Origin of the sequence: Allobosea caraganae (genome assembly GCF_003351345.1) — a bacterium.
GTDB classification, from domain to species: domain Bacteria; phylum Pseudomonadota; class Alphaproteobacteria; order Rhizobiales; family Beijerinckiaceae; genus Allobosea; species Allobosea caraganae.
On sequence record NZ_QQTO01000001.1, the window covers coordinates 1 to 24549 of the forward strand.

Annotated in this window: 24 protein-coding genes; 2 read left to right on the forward strand and 22 right to left on the reverse strand. The window is 67.6% G+C overall.

Features of this window, described 5'->3' with window-relative positions; translation table 11 throughout:
- The 7 genes from DWF00_RS00005 to rimP form a co-directional block, all read right to left on the reverse strand.
- Positions 1-1432, reverse strand: a 1432-nt coding sequence (locus tag DWF00_RS00005) for a HAMP domain-containing protein (RefSeq protein ID WP_114852983.1), incomplete at its 3' end; no start/stop codon positions are given.
- A 137-nt stretch (positions 1433-1569) separates the two neighbouring features.
- A complete protein-coding gene (gene truB, locus DWF00_RS00010; RefSeq protein ID WP_245973679.1) occupies positions 1570-2517 on the reverse strand; it encodes a tRNA pseudouridine(55) synthase TruB in 948 nt (315 codons plus the stop codon).
- A complete protein-coding gene (gene rbfA, locus DWF00_RS00015) occupies positions 2510-2938 on the reverse strand; it encodes a 30S ribosome-binding factor RbfA (protein WP_114828491.1) in 429 nt (142 codons plus the stop codon). Before rbfA ends, truB begins: the two co-directional genes overlap by 8 nt.
- A gap of 218 nt (positions 2939-3156) precedes the next feature.
- Positions 3157-6048, reverse strand: a complete 2892-nt coding sequence (infB, locus tag DWF00_RS00020) for a translation initiation factor IF-2 (RefSeq protein WP_114828492.1) — start codon at positions 6046-6048, stop codon at positions 3157-3159.
- Positions 6045-6788: an RNA-binding protein gene (locus DWF00_RS00025; RefSeq protein WP_114828493.1), complete on the reverse strand. Its 744-nt coding sequence runs from the start codon at positions 6786-6788 to the stop codon at positions 6045-6047. The genes infB and DWF00_RS00025 overlap by 4 nt, the downstream gene beginning before the upstream one ends.
- Positions 6789-6808: 20 nt before the next feature.
- Complete coding sequence (gene nusA, locus DWF00_RS00030; RefSeq protein WP_114828494.1) at positions 6809-8401, reverse strand: transcription termination factor NusA; 1593 nt, start codon at positions 8399-8401, stop codon at positions 6809-6811.
- A 5-nt stretch (positions 8402-8406) separates the two neighbouring features.
- Positions 8407-9087 (reverse strand): ribosome maturation factor RimP, encoded by a 681-nt coding sequence (gene rimP / locus DWF00_RS00035; RefSeq protein WP_181832559.1) that lies wholly within the window; start codon positions 9085-9087, stop codon positions 8407-8409.
- Positions 9088-9326: 239 nt separating this feature from the next.
- On the opposite strand from rimP, the gene DWF00_RS00040 reads away from it, so the two are divergent.
- A complete protein-coding gene (locus DWF00_RS00040) occupies positions 9327-10418 on the forward strand; it encodes a DUF2336 domain-containing protein (RefSeq protein WP_114828495.1) in 1092 nt (363 codons plus the stop codon).
- Here the strand turns inward: DWF00_RS00040 and trmB are convergent.
- The 13 genes from trmB to DWF00_RS00100 form a co-directional block, all read right to left on the reverse strand.
- On the reverse strand, positions 10390-11085 hold the full coding sequence (trmB, locus tag DWF00_RS00045; protein WP_114828496.1) for a tRNA (guanine(46)-N(7))-methyltransferase TrmB: 696 nt from the start codon (positions 11083-11085) through the stop codon (positions 10390-10392). The two genes, DWF00_RS00040 and trmB, sit on opposite strands and share 29 nt — an antisense overlap.
- Positions 11086-11236: 151 nt before the next feature.
- The gene (gene metK / locus DWF00_RS00050; RefSeq protein WP_114828497.1) at positions 11237-12442 is read right to left on the reverse strand and encodes a methionine adenosyltransferase; all 1206 of its coding nucleotides are present in this window, start codon (positions 12440-12442) and stop codon (positions 11237-11239) included.
- Positions 12443-12602: 160 nt separating this feature from the next.
- Positions 12603-13016, reverse strand: coding sequence for a helix-turn-helix domain-containing protein (locus DWF00_RS00055; RefSeq protein ID WP_181832594.1), 414 nt, complete (start codon positions 13014-13016; stop codon positions 12603-12605).
- A 145-nt stretch (positions 13017-13161) separates the two neighbouring features.
- Complete coding sequence (gene lnt, locus DWF00_RS00060) at positions 13162-14754, reverse strand: apolipoprotein N-acyltransferase (RefSeq protein ID WP_114828499.1); 1593 nt, start codon at positions 14752-14754, stop codon at positions 13162-13164.
- On the reverse strand, positions 14754-15728 hold the full coding sequence (locus DWF00_RS00065) for a hemolysin family protein (RefSeq protein ID WP_114828500.1): 975 nt from the start codon (positions 15726-15728) through the stop codon (positions 14754-14756). The genes lnt and DWF00_RS00065 overlap by 1 nt, the downstream gene beginning before the upstream one ends.
- Positions 15725-16294, reverse strand: coding sequence for an rRNA maturation RNase YbeY (gene ybeY / locus DWF00_RS00070; RefSeq protein WP_114828501.1), 570 nt, complete (start codon positions 16292-16294; stop codon positions 15725-15727). Before ybeY ends, DWF00_RS00065 begins: the two co-directional genes overlap by 4 nt.
- Positions 16291-17439: a PhoH family protein gene (locus tag DWF00_RS00075; RefSeq protein WP_114828502.1), complete on the reverse strand. Its 1149-nt coding sequence runs from the start codon at positions 17437-17439 to the stop codon at positions 16291-16293. The genes ybeY and DWF00_RS00075 overlap by 4 nt, the downstream gene beginning before the upstream one ends.
- A 4-nt stretch (positions 17440-17443) precedes the next feature.
- Positions 17444-17596, reverse strand: a complete 153-nt coding sequence (locus DWF00_RS29260) for a hypothetical protein (protein ID WP_181832560.1) — start codon at positions 17594-17596, stop codon at positions 17444-17446.
- The gene (gene miaB / locus DWF00_RS00080; RefSeq protein WP_114828503.1) at positions 17593-18948 is read right to left on the reverse strand and encodes a tRNA (N6-isopentenyl adenosine(37)-C2)-methylthiotransferase MiaB; all 1356 of its coding nucleotides are present in this window, start codon (positions 18946-18948) and stop codon (positions 17593-17595) included. The genes DWF00_RS29260 and miaB overlap by 4 nt, the downstream gene beginning before the upstream one ends.
- Positions 18949-19065: 117 nt before the next feature.
- Positions 19066-19872: a lysophospholipid acyltransferase family protein gene (locus DWF00_RS00085; protein WP_114828504.1), complete on the reverse strand. Its 807-nt coding sequence runs from the start codon at positions 19870-19872 to the stop codon at positions 19066-19068.
- 54 nt (positions 19873-19926) lie between these two features.
- The gene (locus tag DWF00_RS00090) at positions 19927-20424 is read right to left on the reverse strand and encodes a GNAT family N-acetyltransferase (protein ID WP_114828505.1); all 498 of its coding nucleotides are present in this window, start codon (positions 20422-20424) and stop codon (positions 19927-19929) included.
- Between the two features lie 54 nt (positions 20425-20478).
- Positions 20479-21162 carry a tRNA (adenosine(37)-N6)-threonylcarbamoyltransferase complex dimerization subunit type 1 TsaB gene (tsaB, locus tag DWF00_RS00095; RefSeq protein WP_114828506.1) on the reverse strand — a complete coding sequence of 228 codons (684 nt, stop codon included), beginning with the start codon at positions 21160-21162 and terminating at the stop codon, positions 20479-20481.
- Positions 21163-21178: 16 nt separating this feature from the next.
- Complete coding sequence (locus DWF00_RS00100) at positions 21179-21739, reverse strand: NifU family protein (RefSeq protein ID WP_114828507.1); 561 nt, start codon at positions 21737-21739, stop codon at positions 21179-21181.
- A 152-nt stretch (positions 21740-21891) separates the two neighbouring features.
- Between DWF00_RS00100 and DWF00_RS00105 the strand changes: the two genes are divergently transcribed.
- Positions 21892-22701, forward strand: a complete 810-nt coding sequence (locus tag DWF00_RS00105; protein WP_147283664.1) for a DUF3800 domain-containing protein — start codon at positions 21892-21894, stop codon at positions 22699-22701.
- A 203-nt stretch (positions 22702-22904) separates the two neighbouring features.
- Here the strand turns inward: DWF00_RS00105 and DWF00_RS00110 are convergent, their stop codons facing one another.
- The gene (locus tag DWF00_RS00110; RefSeq protein WP_114828509.1) at positions 22905-23399 is read right to left on the reverse strand and encodes a universal stress protein; all 495 of its coding nucleotides are present in this window, start codon (positions 23397-23399) and stop codon (positions 22905-22907) included.
- An 84-nt stretch (positions 23400-23483) separates the two neighbouring features.
- Positions 23484-24545, reverse strand: a complete 1062-nt coding sequence (trpS, locus tag DWF00_RS00115) for a tryptophan--tRNA ligase (RefSeq protein WP_114828510.1) — start codon at positions 24543-24545, stop codon at positions 23484-23486.
- Positions 24546-24549 lie beyond the last annotated feature (4 nt).

A 24549-nucleotide genomic window follows, 5' to 3' on the forward strand; every position in this document is an offset into this window, starting at 1 on the left:
CGAACTCGGTCGTGGCCGAATCGACCACGGCGTTGATCTCGTTGATGCCGGCGATGAGCTGCTGCATCTGCGCGTCGGCGTCCTCGATCTGCAGCCGCGCCGAGAAGTCGCCCGCCGCAGCAGCCGCGACCACCGCGCCCACATCCGTCACGACCAAAGCCATCGATTCGGCCCGCGCCAGCCTGGCAGCGGCCTCGGCCCGCTCCTTCTCTTCAAGGGCGCGGACGCGCAACCCGTTCTCCTTGAAGATGTTGAGCGCGCCGGCCATGCCGCCGATCTCGTCGCGCCGCTCGCCATAGGGGATCTCGAGCGCGAGGTCGCCCTCGGCGAGCTTGCGCATCGCCACCGTCATCACGCCGATCGGCCCGGTGACCCGCGACTGCACGACGACATAGCCGGCGATCGCGACGATCAGCCCGCCGGCGAACAGGGCGGCGTACTGGATCAGCGTCCAGGTCAGGTCGCTCGCGGCCTGATCGGCCTTGAGGTTGAGCTCGGTGATCGCAGCGTTGGAGACCTCGCTGATCGTGTCCAGCGCCGGAATGACGGTTTCACGCCATTTATCGGTGCTCAGGTTGATCTTGCCGGTGGTCGTCATCGCCTTGACGACGTCTTCCTTGAGGTCGGTGAACTGGCCGGAGAAATAGGTCCGCTCGGCCTTGCGGATCGCGTTGCGGATCGCGGGCGGGGCCTGCTCGCCACCGCCGACGGCCCGCAGCATCTGCCAGCCATAGGCGGCCTGGGCGTCGGCGAGCTTCAGCGAATCGGCTTCGGACGTCGTGAACGGGCGCGCCTGCGCCAGGATCGAGCTGATCATCTGGCCGGACGTGCCGGCTTGCGCACGCACCGACCAGGCCATCGAGCGGGTGATGATCAGTTCCGACAGGCGCGGGCTGAGATTGCGGATCTCGTTCTCGACCACGGCCGAGGTCGTCTCCAGGCTCTGCAGGAAGCGGTCGCCGATGGTCAGGACGTTCTGCGGCAGGCCGGGCGTGCGGGCGGTGACCGCGAGCTTCGATTCGGCGTCGACGGTTTCGCGCAGCTTCTTGTTGGCGTCGAAATTGGCATTGAGGCTGCGGCCCGCATCCGATACGGCGGCGATGCCGCTGCCGTTGATCGCGGCCTGCGCCTGCACCATCGCGTCGTCGACCTCCTTGCGGCGGGTCATGTAGCTCGCGATCGAGGACTGGTTCTTGTCGGTCGCCAGGATGACGGCGGTTTGCAGCGAAGCGCGCTCGTAGCGCGAGCTCACCAGCGCATCGAACAGGTTCTCGTTCAGCTTGGAGAGCTGGGCGACCTGCACGGCAGCCTCGTGCCGCCAATAGGTCGACCACAGCTCCTGGCCGCAGATCCCGGCGATAAGCAGCCCCATCATGCCGATGATGCAGGCCAGCGTCGTCCGGATCGACATGCCGGACATCAGTTTCTTCATGGAAGGCAGCCCCCGCTCAGCCCAGGCAGGTCGCGCGGGCGTAGATGCGAGGCCTAAGTAGCGGGTAAAGAATTGATATTGGGTTTACCTAACGTAATTTGGCCGCATTCCCGCCCAAACCGTTAGGATCGTTGCGCCTAAAGGTTGAAAACCCGGTGCGGGATCAACTCCCCGTTCTCGATCGAGCCCGTCGCGATCAGGACGCCGCCGCTCGTCGCATAGACCGCTTCGGCCTCGATCGGCGCGTCGCGCCCGCGCAGCAGCACGCTCTGGCCGCGCTTGAGGCGCAGCGCGGCGTCGCGATGGACCACGATCTGCGGGATCAGGCTGAGCGCCGTCTCGACCGGTCGGAGCGCTGCCTCAGTGCCCCCGGCACCGTCCCGCAGCGTCTCGACCGTGGTCGCTTCGGTGACGGCGAAGGGCCCGACCCGCGTGCGCCGGAGATGCGCGACATGGCCGAGGCAGCCGAGCGCGATGCCGAGGTCGCGCGCGATGGCGCGGACATAGGTGCCCTTGCCGCATTCGGCCTCGAAGGTCGTGGCATCGGCCGTGTGCGTCACGATCCTGAGCGCGTCGATCTCGACCGGGCGCGGCTCGAGCTGCACCTCCTCGCCGTCGCGGGCGAGGTCGTAGGCGCGCTCGCCGGCGATCTTGATCGCCGAGAATTTTGGCGGCACCTGCAGGATCGTGCCGGTGAAGCGCGGCAGCAGGGCTGCGATCGCCGCCTCGTCCGGCCGCGTCTCCGAGGTCGCGACGACGCTGCCCTCGGTATCGTCGGTATTGGTCTGGGAGCCCCAGGCGACGGTGAATTCGTAGGCCTTGCGCCCGTCCATGACGAAGGGGACGGTCTTGGTCGCCTCTCCCAGCGCGATCGGCAGCAGGCCCGACGCGAGCGGGTCGAGCGTGCCGGCATGGCCGGCCTTCTTGGCCGAGTAGGCGCGCTTGACCACGCTGACCGCATGGGTCGAGGTCATGCCGATCGGCTTGTCGAGCACGACCCAGCCATGCACGTCGCGCTTCTTGGGGCGCGGCAGCGGGCCGGGCTTCTGCGGCTCCGTTCCCTCCGGGGCGGTGGCGTCAGTCATCGTCATGGTCGTCCGGATTGATCTTGAGCGGCGGCTTGAGGATGTCCGGCAGCACCTTCTCGGAATAGAGCAGCGCGTCGATGCGCTCGGCCTCCGCGAAGCTCTCATCCTGCAGGAAGCGGATATTGGGCGCGTATTTCAGGTTGACCCGGTGCGCGATCTCGCCGCGGATATAGCGGGTATGGCCGCCCAGCGCCTTCAGCACCGGCTTCACGTCCAGCCCGCCGAGCGGCATGATATAGGCCGTCGCCAGCTTGAGATCGGGCGAAAGCCGGACCTCCGGCACGGTGATGACGTATTTCGCCAGCACGTCGTCATGGATGTCGCCGCGCGCCAGCATCTCCGCCAGGGCGTGGCGGATCAGTTCGCCGACGCGGAGCTGCCGCTGGGATGGGCCTGAGGTTTTAACTGGTTTTGCCATGGTTCTCGTTCTCCGGGATCGGACCGGATGAGCGTGGATCGTAGAAACGTCATGGCCGGGCTTGACCCGGCCATCTCGTGACGTGATCTTCATCAAAAGTCAGAGCATGGCTTCCGCGAAAAACCGGTGCCCACTTTTTCGCGCCATGCTCTGGGAGCGCCTTATTCGGACGGGGATGGCCGGGTCAAGCCCGGCCATGACGCGCGACAAGCGAAGCCTCACAGCGTCCGCTTGATCTCCTCGACGCGGAAGCACTCGATCACGTCGCCAGGGCGCATGTCCTGGTAGCTCTCGAAGGACATGCCGCATTCCTGGCCGGCGACCACTTCCTTGGCGTCGTCCTTGAAACGCTTGAGCTGGGACAGCTTGCCCTCGTGGACCACGACGTTGTCGCGGATCAGGCGGACATTGGCGCCGCGCTCGATCGTGCCGTCGGTGACGCGGCAGCCGGCGATCTTGCCGACCTTCGAGACGTTGAAGATCTCGAGGATCTGCGCGTTGCCGAGCATTGTCTCGCGCAGGGTCGGCGCCAGCAGGCCCGACATCGCCGCCTTCACGTCATCCACGAGGTTGTAGATGATGCTGTAGTAGCGGATCTCGACGCCGGCCCGTTCGGCCGCCTCGCGCGCTTCCTTGTGGGCACGCACGTTGAAGCCGATCACCGCCGCGCCCGATGCCTGGGCCAGGGTGATGTCGGATTCGGTGATGCCGCCGACGCCGGACGAGAGCACGCGGGCGCGCACCTCGTCGTTGCCGACCTTCTCGAGCGTCCCGACGATGGCCTCGACCGAGCCCTGCACGTCGCCCTTGACGACGAGCGGGAACTCCTTGCGGCCGGCGCCCTCCTTGAGGTCGCGCATCATCTCGGCGAGCGAGCGGCCCGCGCCCGATCCGCCGCCGCGGGCGGCGATGCGGTCGCGCTTCTGGCGCTCGCGGTAATCGGTGATCTCGCGGGCGCGCGCCTCGGACTCGACCACCGCGACGCGGTCGCCGGCCTCGGGCGTGCCGTTGAAGCCGAGCACCTCGACCGGGAGCGACGGAGGCGCTTCCTTGATCTGGGCGCCGGTATCGCCGATCAGGGCACGCACGCGGCCCCATTCGGAGCCGGCGACGACGATGTCGCCGGTGCGCAAGGTGCCGCGCTGGACGAGGACGGTCGCGACCGGGCCGCGGCCGCGGTCGAGCTTGGCCTCGATCACGGTGCCTTCGGCCGGGCGCTCCGGGTTGGCCCTGAGATCAAGCAGTTCGGCCTGCAGAGCGATCGCCTCGAGCAGCTTGTCGAGGTTCTGGCCGGTCTTGGCCGAGACCTCGATTTCCAGCGTCTCGCCGCCGAGCGACTCGACCTGGATCTCGTATTGCAGCAGCTCCGAGCGGACCCGGTCGGGATTGGCGTCGGCCTTGTCGATCTTGTTGATCGCCACGATCAGCGGCACCTTGGCCGCCTTGGCGTGGTTGATGGCCTCGACCGTCTGCGGCATGACGCCGTCATCGGCCGCGACCACGAGCACGACCACGTCCGTCACCTTGGCGCCGCGGGCGCGCATCGCCGTGAAGGCGGCGTGGCCGGGCGTGTCGATGAAGGTCACCTTCGAGCCCAGCGGCGTCGTCACCTGATAGGCGCCGATATGCTGGGTGATGCCGCCGGCCTCGCCGGAGACGACGTGAGTCTTGCGGATCGCGTCGAGCAGCGAGGTCTTGCCGTGGTCGACATGGCCCATGATGGTCACGACCGCGGGGCGCGGCGTCAGCGTGTCGTCGGTGTCGGGCGTGTCGAACAGGCCCTCCTCGACGTCGGATTCGGCGACGCGCTTGACGGTATGGCCCATTTCCTCGGCCACGAGCTGGGCGGTGTCGGCGTCGATCACGTCGGTGATCTTGTGCATCGCGCCCTGCTTCATCAGCAGGCGGATGACGTCGACGCCCCGCTCGGTCATGCGGTTGGCGAGTTCCTGGATGGTGATCGTCTCCGGGATGATCACCTCGCGCATCACGCGCTCTTTGGCGACGTCGGAGGCGCGATGGCCGGTCATGCGCTGCACGCGGCGGCGGAAGGCCGCGACGGAGCGCGTCCTCTCGTCGTCGCCGCCGGTGGCGGTCGACAGCGTCAGGCGGCCGCGCGGCTTCTCGCCGACCTTGGGGGTCTTGGGCGCAGGCGCCGGAGCGCCACGGGGCGCGCCGGGAGCGCCACCGGGACGGCGGAACGCGGGACGCGCCTCGCCATCATCGGGACGGCTGCGCGGGGCGCCGGCCGAAGGGGCCTGGCGGGCCGGCCGCACCACGGCCGGCTCGGCCGCGGCTGCCGCCGCATCGGGGCGGGGCGGACGCGGCGAATCGATCCGCGGCGGCCGGGAATCGATCCGTGGCGGCCGGGCGCCGACATCGCGCATCGGCGGACGTCCGGCGAAATCGCCGCGTGGGGCAAAGTCGCCGCGCGGGCTGGATGCCGGACGGGGAGCGGGAGAATAGGGCGCGGCAGCGGCAGCAGGAGCGCTCGCAGAGGCCGACGGGGCGTCCGAAATCGGCTGTTGCTGCTGTGGCGGCGGCGTGAACTCGCGCGGAGGCTGCGGGCGCGGGGCCTGCTGCTCTTCGTTCATGCGCTGACGCGCAGCGCTCTCGGCGCGGCGCTTGTGCTCGTCTTCCTGGCGGCGGCGGTCTTCCTCCTCGCGCTGACGCGCCAGGGCGGCTTCGCGCTCGGCCCGCTCGCGCTCTTCGCGCTGGGACCGCTGACGCGCCTCTTCCTCGGCGCGCTGGCGCTGCTCGAATTCCCGGGCGCGGGAATCGGAGAGGGCGCGCTGGCGCGCATCCTTCTCGTCGGTCGAGAGCGTGCGCAGCAGCATGCCGCCGGGCTTGGGCGCGGCGGGAGCCGGCTGCGGCACCACTGGACGCGGTTGGGCGGGTTGGACCGCCGGCTGGGGCGCGCGGGCGACCGGCGCTTCCTTGCCGACCTCGGGCCCACCGACGCGGCGCTTAACCTCGACGACAACCTGCTTCGAGCGCCCATGCGAGAAGCTCTGCCGAACAGTGCTCTGCTCGACAGGACGCTTCAGCGTCAGGGTTTTCGGGGGGCTGACGGTCAAAGTCTTGTCGCCCGGGGTCTTGGTATCGCTCATTCTTCGCTCGGTCCTGCCGCTTTCGGTCGTGCCGGTTCGGTCGTCAATTCGTCTGTATCGTCGATGTCAGCCGGGCTTTCTGGGCCCAATGCACCGGCATCACCCGTCCTGTAGCGAACGAGTCGACGCCAGCGGGAGAGGAAACCCTCGGCCGCCGGTCCCGGAGCAAGGGCCGCATGTATCACATGTGCCCGCCCTAACGCCAATTCCAAATCAGCCGCCGTGAATTGCGTCACGACGGGGATCTCCCTCGCCTTCAATCCGGCCTCGCTTCGCTCAGCCGCTGCGCGCCTGAGCGCCTGGCCGATCTTGCGCTTGCCGTCCTCGGCGCCGTCGCTCGCCTCGATCGCGGCGGCGACGCGCCCGGAGCCGATCACCGCCTCGACCTTGGCGAAGCCGGTCGAGACCAGCCCCGCCTTGTTGGCCATGGCCAGCGCCTGCACCGCATCGCGCTGCATCAGCCCTTCGATCAGCCCGACCAGATCGGCGGGCACGACGACCTTGGTCTTGAGCGAGCGCTCGAAGGCCTTGCGCTTGATCGCCTCCTGCACCGTCGCGGCGCTGACGCTCACCCAGACGCCGCGGCCCGGAAGCTTGCGGCGCAGGTCGGGCGTCAGAACCTCGTCGGGCCCGACCACGAAGCGGATCAGATCCTCGGGCGCCTTGACCGTGCGGGTCACGACGCAGCTGCGTTCCGGGCCGTCCTTGCGCGCGAGCCGCGCCGCCTCCGGCCGTTTCATGTCTGGCGTCCTGGCCTTGCTCAGGCTTCGGCCGCTTCGTCGCTGGCCTCGGTCTCGTCTTCGACGGGGGCCTCGACCCAGCCCGCCTTGACGCGGGCGGCCATGATGATCGCCTCCGCATCCTGGCGCGACAGGTCGAACCCGTCGAGATACCCGGCATGGCGGGTGCTCTCGCCATCCTTGCGCTCGGTCCAGCCGACCAGGTCGTCAGTGGCGCAGCCGGCGAGGTCCTCAACGTTCTTCACGTCGTTCTCGCCCAGCGCCACCATCATGGATGTGGTGACGCCCTCGACTTCGCGCAACTCGTCCTCGACGCCGAGCGCCCGGCGCTTCTCGTCGAGCTCGGCCTCGACCCCGGCGAGATATTCCTGGGCGCGCGACTGGATCTCGGCCGCGGTGTCGTCGTCGAAGCCCTCGATCGAGGCGAGCTCGGACGGCTCGACATAGGCGACCTCCTCGACGTTGCGGAAGCCTTCCGAGGCGAGCAGCTGGCCGACCGTCTCGTCGACGTTCAGCGCGTTCATGAAGATCTCGGTGCGGGCCAGGAACTCCTTCTGGCGGCGCTCCGATTCCTCGGCCTCGGTCAGGATGTCGATGTCCCAGCCGGTGAGCTGCGAGGCGAGGCGCACGTTCTGGCCGCGGCGGCCGATGGCGAGCGAGAGCTGCTCGTCGGGCACCACGACTTCGATCTTGTCGGCCTCCTCGTCGAGCACGACCTTGGCGACCTCGGCCGGCTGCAGCGCGTTGACGACGAAGGTCGCGACGTCGGGCGACCACGGGATGATGTCGATCTTCTCGCCCTGCAGCTCGCCGACGACGGCCTGCACGCGCGAGCCGCGCATGCCGACGCAGGCGCCGACCGGGTCGATCGAGGAATCGCGGCTGATCACGGCGATCTTGGCGCGCGAGCCCGGATCGCGGGCGACGGCCTTGACCTCGACGATGCCGTCATAGATCTCCGGCACTTCCTGGCCGAAGAGCTTGGCCATGAACTGCGGATGGGTGCGCGACAGGAAGATCTGCGGGCCGCGCGGCTCGCGGCGCACGTCGTAAACATAGGCGCGGGCGCGGTCGCCGACCTTGAAGGTCTCGCGCGGGATCATCTCGTCGCGGCGGATGATCGCCTCGCCGCGGCCGAGATCGACGAAGACGTTGCCGTACTCGACGCGCTTGACCGCGCCGTTGACGATCTCGCCGATGCGGTCCTTGTACTCGTCGTACTGGCGGTCGCGCTCGGCCTCGCGCACCTTCTGCACGATGACCTGCTTGGCCGACTGCGCGGCGATGCGGCCGAAATCGAAGGGCGGCAGCGGATCGGCGATGACGTCGCCGACCTGGGCGGCCGGGTTGTGGCGCTTGGCCTCGGCCAGCGTGATCTCGACCGCGCCGTTCTCGACCTGGTCGACCACCTGGAGGTGGCGCGCCAGCCGGAGCTCGCCCGACTTGGTGTTGATCTCGGCATGGACGTCGGTTTCGGCGCCGTAGCGCGAGCGCGCCGCCTTGGCGATGGCGTCCTGCATCGCGTCGATGACGATCTGCCGGTCGATCGACTTCTCGCGGGCAACCGCGTCGGCGATCTGCAGCAGTTCGAGCCTGTTGGCGCTGACAACCATGGCGCTCACTCCTCTTCGGTGTCGTTTTCAGGGGCAGCGCGGGCCTTGCCCGGGCGCGGTCCCAGTGATTTTCCCCGGCCCTTCTTCGGGCTGGCGATCTCGTCGGCGGCGGGCATCTCCGGCGGCAGGCCGGATTTGCCGCGCCTGAGCGATTCGATGATCAGCGCATCGGTCAGGACGAGGCGCGCGTCGTCGATCAGGTTCATCGGAATGGCGACGTCGCGCTCTTCCTCCGATTTGGCGTCGTCGCGCGACAGCAGGGCGTTCTGGCCCTCGAAGCCGCGCAGGATGCCGCGGAAGCGCTTGCGGCCAGCGACGATCTGGTCGGTGTCGATCTTGGCGAGATGCCCGGCCCAGCGCGCGAAATCGCTCGGGCGCACCAGCGGCCGGTCGATCCCCGGCGACGAGACCTCGAGATGGTAGGGCACCTTGATCGGGTCGTCGACGTCGAGCGCCGGCGACACCGCCTGGCTCACCGCCTCGCAGCCCTCGACGTTCATCGTCCCGTCAGGCAGCTCGGCCATGATCTGCACGGTGCAGCCATTCTGGCCGGTAACGCGCACGCGCACCAGGCGATAGCCGAGGTCGACGATCGCCGGCTCGATGATCGCCGCGACGCGCGCGGCCACGCCGCTTTCGGTGACGACGCGCCTGTCCTGATCTGCTGTTGCTGTCGGTTCGCTCATGCCTGGCCGCCCGGATGCTCCGGCAGGGCCTGCGGCCAACAAAAAAGAGCGGGCCGGCAGGCCCGCTCTTGATCATCGGCTTACACCGAAACCAGAGCTGTTAAGCCGCTATCTAATCCGCATCGGCCTGCCATGCAAGGTCAAACACGGCGCAGGGCCTCGCAGCAAGTTGCCGTTACGCTAACCGGCTGGTCACTCTTCTGGCTTAGCTTAGCCGGAGTTGCGTGGAGTTTTATCGGATGAGTTCTGTCAGCGCTTTGCTGCGCGACCTTGAGACGACGATGGCGCGCGGGTCCGGCGACGACCGCGCCCAGATCCTGTCGCGCCTGACCGACCTGTTCGTCAGCACCGCCCGCGGCATGGGCGACGACCAGATCAGCGTATTCGACGTCGTGATCGGCCGGCTCGCCCGCGCCATCGAGATGCGCGCCCGCATCGAGCTGGCCGAGCGGCTCTCCGTCGTGCCGAATGCGCCGGGCGGCGTGATGCGCCAGCTCGCGCTCGACGAGATCGCGGTGGCCCGCCCGGTCCTGATCCACTCGCCGATGCTGACCGACCAGGACCTCGTCGCGATCTCCGCCGCCAAGGGCCGCGACCATATGCTCGCCATCACCGAGCGGCCCGATCTCGGCGAGCCCATCACCGATTTCCTGATCCTGCGCGGCGGCCGGGTCGTCACCCATGCCGTCGCGGCCAACCAGACGGCGCGCTTCTCGCGCCATGGCATGGGCGTGCTGGTGATGCGCGCGGTCCAGGACGATGCGCTGCAGACCATGCTCAGCACCCGCTCCGACGTCCCGCCCGAGCTCACCGAGCAGCTCATGCTCGCCGCCAAGAACTCCGCTCGCCGCCGGCTCACCGCCTCGCTCGAGCCCGGCCTGGCCGGGGCCGTCGAGAGCGCGGTCGAGCGCGGCGCCGAGGCCGTCTCGGCGCAGGGCCATATCCATGACGAGCTCGGCCGCTTCAGCGCCGCGCTCACCGAGATCAAGCGGCTCGACGATGCCGGCAGGCTCGACGAGGCCAAGGTCGCCGAATTCGCCGCCGCCGGCGACAGCGAGCGCGCGATCTGCGGCATCGCCGTGCTGGCCCGCCTCGGCCTGCCCGCGACCGAGCAGATCATCCTGGGGCCCGATCGCGATGCCGTCCTGCTCGTCGGCCGCGGCCTCGGCTGGTCCTGGGAGACGACGCGCGCGCTGATTGGCCTGCGCAAGACCGACGGCACCTCGCTGCCCGCGGTCGAGCGTGCCCGCCAGAGCTTCCGCAACCTGACGCCGGTCACCGCCCAGCGCGTGCTCGGCTTCCTCAGGATGCGCGACGGCGTACAGCAGTGAGGTAGCTCGGCACCCGCCCGGCCTTGACCGCCTTGGCCTCGTAGCGGGTGCGCACCCAGCCCGGATAGGGCTTGCGCCAATCGTCGGCGCGCTCGTCGCTCCAGTCGAAATCGGGCGAGCGCAGCAGGCGCGCCAGCGTCCAGCCGACATAATCGTCGATGTCGCTGGCGAAGCGGAAGCGCCCGCCCTCGCGCAGCGCCCGCGCGAACAGCCCGATCGTCCGGTCGGAGACGAAGCGGCGCTTGCGCTGCCGGCGCTTCGGCCAGGGATCGGGATAGAGCAGGTCGATCGCGTCGAGCGCGCCGGCCGGCAGGCGCGGCAGCAGCAGCGCCGCGTCGCCATCCCAGAGCCGGACGTTCTTCAGGCCCTCATGCTCGACCACGGCCAGGAACTTCGCCATGCCGTTGACGAAGGGCTCGCAGCCGATGAAGCCGATCTGCGGGCTCTCGCGCATCCGCGACAGCAGGTGCTCGCCGCCGCCGAAGCCGATCTCGAGCCTGACGGCCTCGACCGGGACCGGAAACAACGCCTCGAGGTCGGCGATCTCGCCTTCGGGCAGCCGCAGCGCCGGCAGCAGTCCCTCGATGCGCGCGGCCTGGCCCTCGCGCAGGGCCTTGCCCTTGCGCCGGCCGAAAAAGGCCCGTTCCGTGTCGTGTTCGTCGCTCATGATGGCAGGTCTTTAGAGCATCGGCCCGAAAAGTGGCATGCGGTTTTCGGAAAAAGCCGATGCTAAATCAAAGAGCTATGGGATCGCCGCAAAAGCAAAGGCCGGAGCGCTGCCACTCCGGCCTTCGATATCCGGGCTACCGGGCGTTGGATCAGGCGACGGCCTTCTTCAGCGCGTCGATGAGGTCGGTCTTCTCCCAGGAGAAGCTGCCGTCGCGGCCGGCCTTGCGGCCGAAATGCCCGTAAGCCGCCGACTTGGCGTAGATCGCCTTGTTGAGGCCGAGATGGTTGCGGATGCCGTTCGGGGTCAGGTCCATGACCTCGCCCAGCGCGACCTCGAGCTTGGCCTCGTCGACCTTGCCGGTGCCGTGCAGGTCGACATAGATCGACAGCGGCTTGGCGACGCCGATGGCGTAGGAGAGCTGGATCGTGCAGCGGTCGGCGAGCTTGGCGGCGACCACGTTCTTGGCGAGGTAGCGCGCGGCGTAGGCGGCCGAGCGGTCGACCTTGGTCGGGTCCTTGCCCGAGAAGGCGCCGCCGCCATGCGGGGCCGCGCCGCCATAGGTGTCGACGATGATCTTGCGGCCGGTCAGGCCGGAATCGCCATCGGGACCGCCGATCACGAACTTGCCGGTCGGGTTGACGTGCCAGACCGTCTCCTTCGAGATCCAGCCGTCGGGCAGGGTCTCGCGGATGAAGGGCTCGACGATCTTGCGGACGTCGGCCGAGGTCAGCTTCTCGTCGAGATGCTGGGTCGAGAGCACGATCTGGGTGACGCCGACCGGCTTGCCGTTCTCGTACTTGATCGTGATCTGGCTCTTGGCGTCGGGGCCGAGCTTGGCGGCCGGGCCTTCGCCGGAATGGCGGGCCTTGGCCAGCACTTCCAGGATCTTGTGGGCGTAGTAGAGCGGGGCCGGCATCAGCTCCGGCGTCTCGCGGCAGGCATAGCCGAACATGATGCCCTGGTCGCCGGCGCCGACATCCTTGTTGCCGGCCTCGTCGACGCCCTGCGCGATATCCGCCGATTGCGGGTGCAGCAGCACGTCGATCTTGGCCTTCTTCCAGTGGAAGCCGTCCTGCTCGTAGCCGATCGCCTTGATCGCCTTGCGGGCGGCGGACTTCACCTTCGACTTGATCTGCTTCTCGTCGAGATGGGTGCGGACCTCGCCGGCGATGACGACGCGGTTGGTCGTCGCCAGGGTCTCGGCCGCGACGCGCACCTTCGAGGGCTCGTAGCCGGCCTTGATGGCCTCCTTGAAGAACAGGTCGACGATCTCGTCGGAGATCCGGTCACAGACCTTGTCGGGGTGGCCTTCGGACACGGATTCGCTGGTGAACAGATAGTTCTGACGGGACACGGCCGCTGGATCCTTCATGCAGGAAAGAACAAAGGCCAGTCGAACGGAGGCCGACCGACTGGCAGCACGCGCTTCTTGCAGCCGCCCGCGTTCGCCGTCAAGCACCGAAATCCGTTAAACGGTAGGAATGTTCGGCAGGAAGAACGTAGAAGACCAAAAATCAGGCTTTTTGGTCATCTTCCTCGGCAAGTGCCTCGACGAGGTCGACGATGCGGCGGCGGACGCGGCCGCTCTTGATGCGCACGAAGGCCTTGGTGAGCTGCACGCCCTCGCTGGTCGCGAGGAAGTCGGAGATATAGGCCGTCGAGCTGGAATCGGCGAAGCCGCCGTCTGGCGTGGCGTCGCCGTTCGGCGCGCCGTCGAAGAAGAACGAGACGGGCACCTCGAGCTTCTTGGCGATCTGCTGCAGGCGGCTGGCGCTGATGCGGTTCGCGCCCTTCTCGTATTTCTGGATCTGCTGGAAGGTCAGGCTCAGGGCTTCGCCGAGCTTTTCCTGGCTGATTCCGGCGAGCATCCGGCGCATGCGTACACGGCTGCCGACATGGCGGTCGATCGGATTGGGCACTTTTTTGATCATGGATCGAGGCCTTAGATCACGTCGTCGCCGCAGGGCCGCGGGTCGCGGTAGACGTCATAGAGTGTCAATGAGACTTAAGTCTATTAGCGCTACGTTTATGCCTGATGCCGCCTCCCATGTAAACTGGTTCCAAATGGGATGATCAAACGCCTCGCAACCGTGACAGAAGCAGGAATGCTATGACGAGCCCTGCAAAAATGACATCCCCGAGTTGCGAATAAAGCGTAGCAGATCCACTTCGCGGCAGGCCGACATCAAGCACGCCTTCGGTTCCGAGCGGCAGGCTTGCAATCACCCGCCCATAGGAATCGACGACGCCCGAGATCCCGGTATTGGCGACGCGGACGAGTGGCAGGCCCTCCTCGATCGTGCGCAGGCGCGCCTGGGCGAAATGCTGGTAGGGCCCGCTCGTCTGGCCGAACCAGCCGTCATTGGTCAGGTTCAGGATGAAGCCTGGCCGCGGCCCCTGCGGCACCACCGCGCCGGGAAACACAATTTCGTAACATATCACGGCTGCGGCGGGGGGCAATCCACGCACGATCAGCGGCATATGGCGCTCTCCGGCGGCGAATCCGCCGGGCACGGAGACGAATTCCGAGAGCCCGACGCTGCGGATCAACGTCTCGAGAATCGGCGGCAGATACTCCCCGAAGGGCACGAGATGGACCTTGTCGTAGCTCGCGACGATCACGCCCTCGTCGTTGACGACCTGCACCGAGTTGAAGATCGGCGGCCGGCTCTCGCCGGGCAGCATCTCGCCCGCCCGTGCCGCGCCGGTGATCAGCGTCGCGTTCGGCGGCAATAGCGCGGCGATGCGCGAGAGTGCCTGCGGCGTGCGGCCGAGCAGGAAGGGGAAGGCCGATTCCGGCCAGATCAGATGGGTGACGTCCTGCACGCCGAGCGTCGCCGGGCTCGTCGCCCGGTCGCTGAGCTTCAGGTAGTGCGCCAGGATCGGCTCGGCGTTCTGCGGGCTGAACTTGGCGTCCTGCGGCAGGTTGGGCTGCATCAGCCGCAGCTTGACGCCGCTGACCATGGCCGCGGGCTGCGCGGGAATGCGCCAGGCGCCGAAGCCGATCAGACCGCAGAGCGCGGCGAGCGCCAGAGCCGGCATGCGCCAGCGCGCCGCGCCGGGCTTGGCGGTGCCGATGACCGCCGGCGCGGCGCCGATCGCAACCGCGACCAGCGTCAGCCCGTAGAGGCCGGCGATCGCCGCGAATTGCGCGATCCAGGCCTGGCCGGCCAGCATCATGCCGTAGACGTTCCAGGGAAAGCCGGTGAAGACGTGGCCGCGCAGGTATTCGCTCAGCGTCAACGCGACCGCGAGCATGAGGATGCGGCCGCCGCCATGGGGCCAGATCAGCCTGGCAAGGCCGAAGCCCAGCGCCGGGAAAAAGGCAAGGAAGGCCGGCAGCGCGACGACGCCGAGCGGCATCGCCCAGGCGAACTTGTCGGCCTCGACCAGGAAGGCGGCCCCCAGCCACCATAGCCCGGCCAGGAAGAAGCCGAAGCCCCACCACCAGCCCGCCGCTGCGGCCGACAGAAACCGCGCCCGCCAGCTCGCGCCGACGGCGCCGTCGACCAGCCAGACCGCCACGGTCATCGGGATGACGATGAGGGGCCAGAGGTCGAGCGGCGGCAGGGCGAGCGCGCCGCTCGCGCCGGCGACGAGCGCGATCAGGCGCTTCGGCCAACCCCAGGCGAGGATGACCTTGTCGGCCAGAGCTGAGAATGGCATCAGCCCGATTCCGCCGGCGCCGGAGTTTCGAGCGTCGCTGTAAGGCCACAATGGATGCGCAGGCGCTTGATCCGGCGCGGATCGGCGTCGAGGATCTCGAATTCGAGCCCTTCCGGCCCCTGGATCAGCTCGCCGCGGGCCGGGACATGGCCGGCGAGCGTCACGATCAGCCCGCCCAGCGTGTCGACGTCCTCGGCGACCTCGGCCTGCGACAGGTCGATGCCGGTCGCGTCCTTGAGGTCTTCCAGCGTGGCGCGGGCGTCGGCGGTGAAGATGTTCTCGCCCGCCGGCGCGATCGTCGGGGCTTCGTCGAGGTCGTGCTCGTCCTCGATGTCGCCGACGACGATCTCGACCAGGTCCTCGATCGAGACCAGCCCGTCGGTGCCGCCATATTCGTCGATTACGAGCGCGATATGGGTGCGCGTCGCCTGCATCCGGACCAGGAGGTCGACGGCCGGCATCGAGGGCGGCACGTAGAGCACCGGCCGCAGGATCTTGGCCGAGTGCAGCGTCACCGAGAGGTCGACGGCGCCGAGGATCGGCCCGCTCGCCTCGGTCTCGGCCATCGGCCGCGCCTTGGCGGCGATGAAGTCGACGAAGTCGCGGATGTGGATCATGCCGCGCGGATCGTCGAGCGTGTCGCCATAAACCGGCAGACGCGAATGGCCGGCCCGGCTGAACAGGCCGAGCAGGTCGCCCAGCGTCGTCTCGGCCGAGACGGCGATGATGTCGGCGCGCGGCACCATCACGTCGGCGATGCGGCGCTCGCGCAGGCTGAGCACGTTGGAGAGCATCGCGCGCTCCTGCGCGCTCAGGTCGGCGAGCTGCCCGCTATCCTGCGCCAGCGCCTCCGTGATGTCCTCGCGGATGCTGCCGCCGTTGCGCAGGCCGAGCCGGTCGAGGAACAGGCCGAGCCAGCCGGCCGGGCCGCGTCCGGCAGATTCGCTCTGGGTTGATCGACTGTCGTCGCTCATGGTGTGGGGCGGTCGATTCTGGGTTGGTTCGAAGAGGCGGTGTCGAGTTCGGCGCCGGCATAGGGATCGGCGATACCGAGCCGCGCAAGCGCGGCGATTTCGAGGCCTTCCATGCGGATGGCCTCGCTTTCGGTCTCGTGATCCTCGCCGAGCAGGTGCAGCAGGCCGTGGACGACGAGATGGCTGAGATGGTCGCCGGGGCTCTTGCCCTCGTCCTCGGCCTCGCGCAGCACGGTCTCAAAGGCCAGCACGATGTCGCCGAGCACGGGGCTCGCCGTGATCCGCTCCGGCGGCGCGGCCGGGAAGGAGAGCACGTTCGTCGCCTTGTCGAGGCCGCGCCAGTCGCGGTTGACGCTGCGGATGCGCTTGTCGTCGGTCATCAGCAGGCTGAGCTCCGCCCCGGGCAGGGGCTTAACCTCGCTGACGGCCAGGGCGGCCTCTGTGGCCTGGCTCACACGCTCGCGCAGGTCGCCGAGCTCGCGCCAGCGGCGCGATTGCAGGCGGATCGAGATCGTGAGTCTGTCCGGTCGCGGCGCCTGGCGCCGCGTGGGAGGTCGGTCGTTCATCGCGGTCGCTCCCGCGACAGCGTGCGCTTCAGGCCCTCGGTGTCGCCCTCGACCGGCGTGGGCGGCAGCGGCTGGCGCGTACGCTCTTCCCATTCGGCCCGCTCGCGCCGCGCGGCGCTCTCATAGGCCATGACGATGCGGCGCACGAGGTCGTGGCGGACGACGTCGCCCTCCTCGAACTTGGCATGGCCGACGCCCTCGACGCCGGAGAGCAGCCTGACGGCCTCGATCAGCCCCGAGCGCTGGCCCGGCGGCAGGTCGATCTGGGTGGGATCGCCGGTGATGATCATGCGCGAGCCCTCGCCGAGGCGGGTCAGGAACATCTTCATCTGCACGGAGGTCGCGTTCTGCGCCTCGTCGAGCAGCACGACCGCGTTGGTCAGCGTCCGGCCGCGCATGAAGGCGAGCGGCGCGATCTCGATCATGCCGGTCTGCAGGGCGCGCTCGACATGGCGCGCCTCCATGAAGTCGTTCAGCGCATCGTAGATCGGGCGCAGATAGGGGTCGACCTTCTCGCGCATGTCGCCGGGCAGGAAGCCGAGCCGCTCGCCGGCCTCGACTGCCGGGCGCGACAGCACCATGCGCTCGACCACGCCCTGCTCGATCAGCGAGACGGCGTGCCCGACCGCGAGCCAGGTCTTGCCGGTGCCGGCCGGGCCTTCGGCGAGCACGAGCTCGTTGCGCTTGAGCTGGCGCAGATAGGCGTCCTGCGCCGCGTTGCGGGCCCTGACCGGGCCGCGCTTGCGCGTGACGATCGCGTCGAACGAGGCCTTGCCGGCATTGTCGGACGGGAACAGCGAACGCTGCACGTTGCTTTCCTCGATCGCGCCGTCGACCTCGCCGAGCGTGACGGAGGCGCCGGCCTTGGCGCGGGAATAGAGCGTCTTCAGCACGCGCCCGGCCTGTTCGGCTGTTTCGCGCGGGCCTTTGATGGTGGCGTGGTTGCCGTTCGGGCTGATCACGACGCCGAGCCTGCGCTCGAGATGCGCGAGGTTCTGGTCGTAATGTCCGAAGACGAGGCTGGCGAGGCCGTTATCCTCGAAGGACAACACGATTTCGGTGGCTGGGAGCCCATCCCGCGTCAGGTTCTCGACGCGTTGCGGCGCGCTCTCGCGCCTGGGGCCTCGGTCCGGTCGTGGGGTCATCGAGTCAGCCTGTGCCAAAAGCGTCGTCTCCCTCAAGCGCATGCCGGCGGGACAGGAGCGTCGGGCCGGGTGTTTCGATAGCATAACCGAGCGCGACGGTTTCATCCTGATGACAGGAGAGCGCGGTCGCCCGGGAGCTGGCGGCAAGCAGGTTCAAGCGGCGATGTCCTCGGGGGCGGCGAGCCGCCCGAACAGGGAATTCGAGCCGGTACGCTCGATCACCACCTTCACCATGTCGCCGATCTGATTCGCCTTGGTTTCGATCTGCACAGCCTGAAGGTAGGGCGACTTCCCCGCAAGCTGGCCGGGATGGCGCCCTGTGCGTTCGAGCAGAACCTCAATGGTGCGGCCGACCATGGCGTGGTTGAAAGCCTGGCGGTGGTGCTCGATGCGCTCCTGCAGGCGGTGCAGGCGCTCGTTCATCACCTCGGGCGCGACCTGCACCGTGAGCTCGGCCGCCGGCGTGCCCGGGCGCGGCGAATATTTGAAGGAATAGCTCGAGGCGAAGCCGATATCCTCGACCAGCCGCAGCGTCTCCGCGAAATCCGCCTCGCTCTCGCCGGGGAAGCCGACGATGAAGTCCGAGGACAGCGCGATGTCGGGCCGCGCCGTGCGGACGCGCTCGATCAGGCGGCGGTACTCGTCGGCGGTGTGCTTGCGGTTCATCGCCGAAAGGATGCGGTCGGAGCCCGCCTGCACCGGCAGGTGCAGGAAGGGCATCACCTGCGGCAGGTCGCGATGGGCGGCGATCAGGTCGTCGTCCATGTCGCGCGGATGGCTCGTGGTGTAGCGGATGCGGGCGATGCCCGGCACCTCGGCGACGCGGTGCATCAGTCTCGCCAGGCCCCAGGCGCGCCCGTCCGGCCCCTCGCCATGATAGGCGTTGACGTTCTGGCCGATCAGCGTGACGTCCTGCACGCCGGCGTCAGCGAGCCGCTCGATCTCGGCGAGAACCTGCGCGACGGGCCGCGAGAACTCGGTGCCGCGCGTATAAGGCACGACGCAGAAGGCGCAGAACTTGTCGCAGCCTTCCTGCACCGTGACGAAGGCCGAGATGCCGCGGCTGCGGATCGCGGCGGGCTTCGGCGCCGGCAGATAGCCGAACTTGTCGTCGGCCGGCAGGTCGGTATCGACCACGCGCGTGCGCTGGGCCTCTGCCAGCAGCGAGGGCAGGCGGTGATAGGCCTGCGGCCCGACGACGAGGTCGACGGCCGGCTGGCGGCGCTGGATCTCGGCGCCTTCGGCCTGGGCGACGCAGCCTGCGACGACGATCCTCGTCTCCTGGCCGTTCGCCTTCTGCTCGTTCTTGAGGTCGCGCAGCTTGCCGAGCTCGGTATAGACCTTCTGCACGGCGCGGTCGCGGATATGGCAGGTGTTGAGCAGGATCAGGTCGGCGCCCTCGGGCGCAGCAACCTCCTCGTAGCCCTGTCCGGCCAGGATATCGGCCATGCGCTGCCCGTCATAGACGTTCATCTGGCAGCCGAAGGACTTGATGTGGACTTTCTTCATCGTTGCGGATCGGGTCTCCAAACCGTTTCCTTACTCCGGATTCTGCACCGTGGAAATGATCCCGCATTCACAATTGCAGGCGAAGCAACATCCGAGCCAAACGCGGGCAGCATTAGCCTAGGACAATGACCGGCCCGTGACCGCCTCGTTCCTGGCCGTGCGGATCGCCGCCTCGGCGAGCCGCGTCGCCTCCTTGCGCGAGGTCTTGCGGCCCATCCGGATCGGCTCGCCCCAGGTGAGCTCGACATCGATCGCACCGGCCTCGAACATCGCCTTGAGATGGGGTGCGAGTTCGGTATCGCCATACCAGGCCAGCGCCGAGCGCTCGACGCGGCCGCCGGCCATGCCGTGGAAGCCAGTATAGGTGATGGTGAGCGGGTAGACCGTGACGTCGTTGTCCTCGCCGCTGCGGCCGATGGCTTCATGCACCGCGCCGAGCAGCGAGGAGCGCAGCGGCAGGATGCGCGTGCCGTCGCCGGTCGTGCCCTCGGCGAAGAGCACGACCGATTGCCCGTCGGCGAGCCTCTGCCCCATCTCGGCCGTCATGCCGGCCGTGGCCGAGCGGCGGGTACGGTCGATGAAGAGCGTGCGCTGGACCTTGGCGAGGAAGCCGATCACCGGCCAGCCCGAGACCTCGGCCTTGGCGACGAAGGAGAGCGGCCGTTCGGCCCCGATCACGCAGATGTCGAGCCAGGAGACGTGGTTGGCGACGATCAGCCCGCCCTCGCCCTTCGGCGGCGGCGTGCCGCGCTCCGTCCGGCGCACGCCGAGGCAGAGGCAGACCAGGCGGTGGAACGTCAGCGGCAGCCGCCAGCCATGGTGCGGGCCGAGCCTGAGCATGACGAGCTGCACCGGCAGCAGCGCGAGCGTGCAGAGCGCGAGCACGACAAGCCGCAGGATCGCGCCGGGGCGTAGGCCATTCATGCGTGAATCACAGCTCCAGTCCGGAGCGCTACATGAACGAGGCGGCAGTCGCTGTCACGCGAGATCGAGCCGCATCGTCACCGCCGTGGCCTTGCTGCCGTCCGGCTTGGGATAATAGCCCTTGCGCCGGCCGACCTCGCGGAAGCCGAAATGCCGGTAGAGCCGGTCGGCCGCGACATTGCCGTCCTCGACCTCGAGGAAGACGCAGGTGACGCCCATCGCCGCGAGCTGGCCGAGATGGGCGGCGAGCAGGGCGCGGCCGAGGCCGCTGCCGCGCTGGCCCGTCGCCACCACGATGCTGAGGATCTCGGCCTCGTCGGCCGCCTTGCGCGACATCGCGAATCCGGACGGGGTCGAGGCCTTGCCCGCGAAGACGCCGTCGGTGACGACGCTCGCATCCGCGATCAGCGCAGCGCATTCGCCCGGATCCCAACCGCGTGCGAAGCCGCCGAGATGGTGCAGGGCCGCGACATCGCGGGCCTGGCGCGCGTCGAGCGGGCCGGTGCGGGCCGGGCCGGCCGTCGGGTGCAGCAGTTTACGCAGCCAATCCATGCCGCTTGATGGCACAGCCAGCCGCGCTGGCAAGTCATTCGGATAGAGGATTTGTTAACGACGCGGCAGGCGGGCGCGATCCTGCGGCGTCGTCTCTGGCGCTTTCAGGTAGAGCGGCCGCGGCGGGGCGGCCTCGGGATCGGCGATCAGGCCGAGCCGCGCCACCCAGGTCACGTCGGGCGCCTTGCTCTCGTCGAGCACGAGCGCGTCGAGCCCGATCGCCCAGGCCTCGTTTGCCACCGCCATCGCGGCCGAGCCGACGAGGCTGACCGGCCCGGCGCCGATGGCGCGGGCGGCGTCGCGATGATTGACCTGGCGGATCGAGACGAGCTGCTTGCCCTGCCCGTTCAGTGCCTGGAACCAGACCTGGCCGTGCTTGGCGTCTAGCGCCGCCGCGATGACCCGGCCGGGCTCGCGGCCGATCAGGGGCGCGGCGGTGGCGGCCAGCGTGGTCACGCCGATGGCCGGAATCCCGGCTGCGAAGGCGATGGCGCGGGCTGCGCTGATGCCGACGCGCAGGCCGGTATAGCTACCGGGGCCGATCGTGACCGCGACGCGGTCCAGCGAGGCGAAGCCGCCGTCGACGGCGTTCATCACGCGCTCGATCATCGGCATCAGCGCCTCGGCGTGGCCGCGCTCCATCGCGACCTGCTCGCGCACGCTCGGCGTGGCCTCGCCCGCGTCGAGCACGCAGGCCGAGCAGGCGCCGAGCGCGGTGTCGATCGCGAGGATGCGCATGTATTCTCTTGCTAGATCAGACGGCTTCGACTTCGCGCACGTCCGGCAGGAAGTGGCGCAGCAGGTTCTGGATGCCGTGCTTCAGCGTCGCGGTCGAGGACGGGCAGCCCGAGCAGGAGCCCTTCATCGCGAGGTAGACCGTGCCGTCCTTGTAGCCGCGGAAGGTGATGTCGCCGCCATCGCCGGCGACCGCTGGGCGGATGCGGGTCTCGAGCAGGTCCTTGATGGTCTCGACCGTCGCGGCATCCTCGGGCGCGAAGAACTCGCCCTCCTCGATCACGTCGGCCTGCGAGCCGTCCGAGAGGACCGGCGCGCCCGACATGAAATGCTCCATGATCGCGCCGAGGATCGCGGGCTTGAGATGCGGCCACTCGCCGGTCGCCTTGGTCACGGTGATGAAGTCCGAGCCCAGGAACACGCCGGAGACGCCGTTGACGGCGAAGAGCCGCGAGGCCAGCGGCGAGCGGTCGGCCTGGTCGGCATCGCGCAGCTCGAGCGTGCCGTCCGGCATCACGGTGCGGCCGGGCAGGAACTTCAGGGTCGCGGGGTTGGGTGTCGCTTCGGTCTGGATGAACATGGTCGCCTCCGGTTACGGACGGTTCAAGGCCGCCGCTCCTGTTCCCGATATAGGCTCTTACCTAGACTCATTCCAGCGTCAAAACAGCCGCTTGAGACCCTAGCTTTGATCCGCACAGCTAGCTATTTGATGTATCGCTCAAGAGCTATTTTTTGGATTTGAAGGAAATGCAGCATAGCTTCGTTGCGTACATTGATGAGTCTGGAGACGATGGATTCAAACGATTCCGCCAGCCTGGAGATCGCGGCGGGTCGTCAAAATGGCTGATCATTTCTGCATGCGTCTTTAGGAAAACGCATTCACTAGAAGCAGTTGGTTGGAGGGACGGCATTTCTAATCGGATGCCCGAACGAAAAAGCAGAATTTTGCATTTTGCTGAACTTAATCATAACCAAAAGCTAGTAGTAGTACAGGATATAGCATCAAGGCCGTTGCGGGCGATTAGCATAATTGCAGCGAAGGAACCCATTCCAGACAGTGTATATACAGAAAAGAATCAGCTCTATTTTTATATGACACGCTATCTGAGCGAGAGAATATCGTGGCTCTGCCGAGATATGAGGCCGATTGTGCCGGAAGGGAATGGTAAGGTTGCAATCACCTTCTCAAGACGTGGCGGTATGTCATACAGCGATTTCAAGAGTTATATGCAAAAATTAAAAGCATCAGAGGATCAAGATGTCAGAATTCACTGGCCCGTTATCGACATAGATTCGATTGACGCACAGGATCACAAGGCCAATGCAAGCTTACAGATTGCCGACGCAATAGCATCATCATTTGCCGCTGGATTTGAACCAGATCGCTATGGAAACTGTGAAAGCAGGTACGCACAAATTCTTAAACCTATCACCTTCCATCGTAACAAGAATTATTTCAGTTACGGAGTAAAAATCGTTCCGAAACATGAAGAGATTGCTCTTAATGAGCAGCAGCTTCAAATGATCGGTCTGTGGAAATAAGAGCGGCAGCCCCCCGGCCCATGATTGCGATCTCTCGCCTGCAATCTTTCGAATGCTCTGGGTTGTTCCGGCGCATGGCTGCCTGAAACAAACATAAGCGACTCGTCGGTGAGAATCAAGAATCGATTTCTGTCAAGGAGCAAACTTTCAGTGCCGGAAGGAATCGAAGTGATTAGAGTTATCCAATCGTAAAAAGCCTTACCTCACGCGAGCGCGTCGATTTCCTCGTCTTCCAGGTGCCCGGGCACGATCGCCACGGGAATCGGGAAGGTCCCGGCCGACTTGCCGGCAAGCGCGCTGACCAGCGGGCCCGGCCCGTCGCGGCCGATGCCGGCGGCGAGCACGAGCAGCGAGATGTCCTCGTCGGCCTCGATCAGCTTGACCAGCTCGTCGGCCTTGACGCCGGTGCGCACGACCTTCTCCGGCTCCAGGCCGGCCAGCGCGCGCACGGAGGCCGCGGCCTCGTCGAGCAGTTTCTCGGCCTCGGCTTCAGCCTCGGCCTGCATGACCTCGCCGACGCCGAGCCAGGTCTCGTGCTCGGGCGGGGTGACGACGCCGAGCAGCACGATCGAGGCGCCGATGCGCGCGCAGCGCCGCGCCGCGAAGCGCACGGCCTTGGCGCATTCGTCGCTGTCATCGACCACCGCGAGGAATTTCGGGCGATGGCCCGCCTCGTAGGACCGCCGTCGCTTGACCATCGTCATGATCCTGCCGCCGCTTCAGGAGCCGTCATCGTGGCCCGTGCCTCAAGGGTAGCGCAAGCCCGCAGCGTCGCACGCCGCTCAGCGCCGCCGCACGAAACCGACGATGTCCTTGACATCGTTCATGATCGGCGCCGCGATCTCCTCGGCGCGCCCTGCACCCTCAGCGAGAATCGCGTCGATATGCGAGACGTCGGCGAGCAGCCGGCGCATCTCTTCGGCGATCGGCGAGAGCTTGGCGACCGCGAGATCGACCAGCGCGCCCTTGAAGCCGGAGAACTGTCCGCCGCCGAACTGGCTGAGCACTTCGGCCTTGGTCGCGCCGCTCAGGCCGGCATAGATGCCGACGAGGTTCTCGGCCTCCGGACGGCCCTCCAGCCCCTTCTCCTCGGAGGGCAGCGCCTCCGGGTCGGTCTTCGCCTTGCGGACCTTCTGGGCGATGGTCTCGGCGTCGTCCGTGAGGTTGATGCGCGAATAATCGGACGGGTCCGATTTCGACATCTTCTTGGTGCCGTCGCGCAGGCTCATCACGCGCGGCGCCGGGCCCTGGATCATCGGCTCCGGCAGCGGGAAGAAGCCGAGATCGCCGGTGCCGAGCGCCCTGGCCGCGACCTGGTCGCCAAAATCGTTGTTGAACTTCTGGGCGATGTCGCGGGCGAGCTCGAGATGCTGCTTCTGGTCCTCGCCCACAGGCACATGCGTCGCCTTGTAGAGCAGGATGTCGGCAGCCATCAGCACGGGGTAGTCGTAGAGGCCGACCGAGGCGTTCTCGCGGTCCTTGCCGGCCTTCTCCTTGAACTGGGTCATGCGGTTCAGCCAGCCGAGGCGGGCGACCGTGTTGAACACCCAGGCGAGCTCGGCATGCTGATGCACCTGGCTCTGGTTGAAGATGATGCTGGCCTTCGGGTCGACGCCGGCCGCGATATAGGCGGCCGCGACCTCGCGCGTGGCGCGCGTCAGCTCGGCCGGCCCGCCCCAGACGTCGAGGCCCTGCGTGATCGCATGCATGTCGACGACGCAATAGATGCACTCATGCGTCTTCTGCATCGCGACCCAGTTGATCAGCGCGCCCAGGTAGTTGCCGAGATGGAGCGTCGAGGTCGGCTGCATGCCGGAGAAGACGCGCTGGTGAAAGGCCGCCATCGGG

What these genes read in the sequence shown, in the direction of transcription:
- ybeY (WP_114828501.1), bottom strand. Translation starts at nt 16,294, where the DNA reads ATGAACGACCGACCTCCCACGCGGCGCCAGGCGCCGCGACCGGACAGA.
- nusA (WP_114828494.1), bottom strand. Translation starts at nt 8,401, where the DNA reads ATGGTTGTCAGCGCCAACAGGCTCGAACTGCTGCAGATCGCCGACGCG.
- infB (WP_114828492.1), bottom strand. Translation starts at nt 6,048, where the DNA reads ATGAGCGATACCAAGACCCCGGGCGACAAGACTTTGACCGTCAGCCCC.
- DWF00_RS00025 (WP_114828493.1), bottom strand. Translation starts at nt 6,788, where the DNA reads ATGAAACGGCCGGAGGCGGCGCGGCTCGCGCGCAAGGACGGCCCGGAA.
- DWF00_RS00110 (WP_114828509.1), bottom strand. Translation starts at nt 23,399, where the DNA reads ATGGTCAAGCGACGGCGGTCCTACGAGGCGGGCCATCGCCCGAAATTC.
- trpS (WP_114828510.1), bottom strand. Translation starts at nt 24,545, where the DNA reads ATGGCGGCCTTTCACCAGCGCGTCTTCTCCGGCATGCAGCCGACCTCG.
- DWF00_RS00100 (WP_114828507.1), bottom strand. Translation starts at nt 21,739, where the DNA reads ATGTTCATCCAGACCGAAGCGACACCCAACCCCGCGACCCTGAAGTTC.
- lnt (WP_114828499.1), bottom strand. Translation starts at nt 14,754, where the DNA reads ATGCCATTCTCAGCTCTGGCCGACAAGGTCATCCTCGCCTGGGGTTGG.
- truB (WP_245973679.1), bottom strand. Translation starts at nt 2,517, where the DNA reads ATGACTGACGCCACCGCCCCGGAGGGAACGGAGCCGCAGAAGCCCGGC.
- DWF00_RS00090 (WP_114828505.1), bottom strand. Translation starts at nt 20,424, where the DNA reads ATGGATTGGCTGCGTAAACTGCTGCACCCGACGGCCGGCCCGGCCCGC.
- DWF00_RS00040 (WP_114828495.1), top strand. Translation starts at nt 9,327, where the DNA reads ATGAGTTCTGTCAGCGCTTTGCTGCGCGACCTTGAGACGACGATGGCG.
- rbfA (WP_114828491.1), bottom strand. Translation starts at nt 2,938, where the DNA reads ATGGCAAAACCAGTTAAAACCTCAGGCCCATCCCAGCGGCAGCTCCGC.
- tsaB (WP_114828506.1), bottom strand. Translation starts at nt 21,162, where the DNA reads ATGCGCATCCTCGCGATCGACACCGCGCTCGGCGCCTGCTCGGCCTGC.
- trmB (WP_114828496.1), bottom strand. Translation starts at nt 11,085, where the DNA reads ATGAGCGACGAACACGACACGGAACGGGCCTTTTTCGGCCGGCGCAAG.
- DWF00_RS00065 (WP_114828500.1), bottom strand. Translation starts at nt 15,728, where the DNA reads ATGAGCGACGACAGTCGATCAACCCAGAGCGAATCTGCCGGACGCGGC.
- DWF00_RS00075 (WP_114828502.1), bottom strand. Translation starts at nt 17,439, where the DNA reads ATGACCCCACGACCGGACCGAGGCCCCAGGCGCGAGAGCGCGCCGCAA.
- rimP (WP_181832559.1), bottom strand. Translation starts at nt 9,087, where the DNA reads ATGAGCGAACCGACAGCAACAGCAGATCAGGACAGGCGCGTCGTCACC.
- DWF00_RS00085 (WP_114828504.1), bottom strand. Translation starts at nt 19,872, where the DNA reads ATGAATGGCCTACGCCCCGGCGCGATCCTGCGGCTTGTCGTGCTCGCG.
- miaB (WP_114828503.1), bottom strand. Translation starts at nt 18,948, where the DNA reads ATGAAGAAAGTCCACATCAAGTCCTTCGGCTGCCAGATGAACGTCTAT.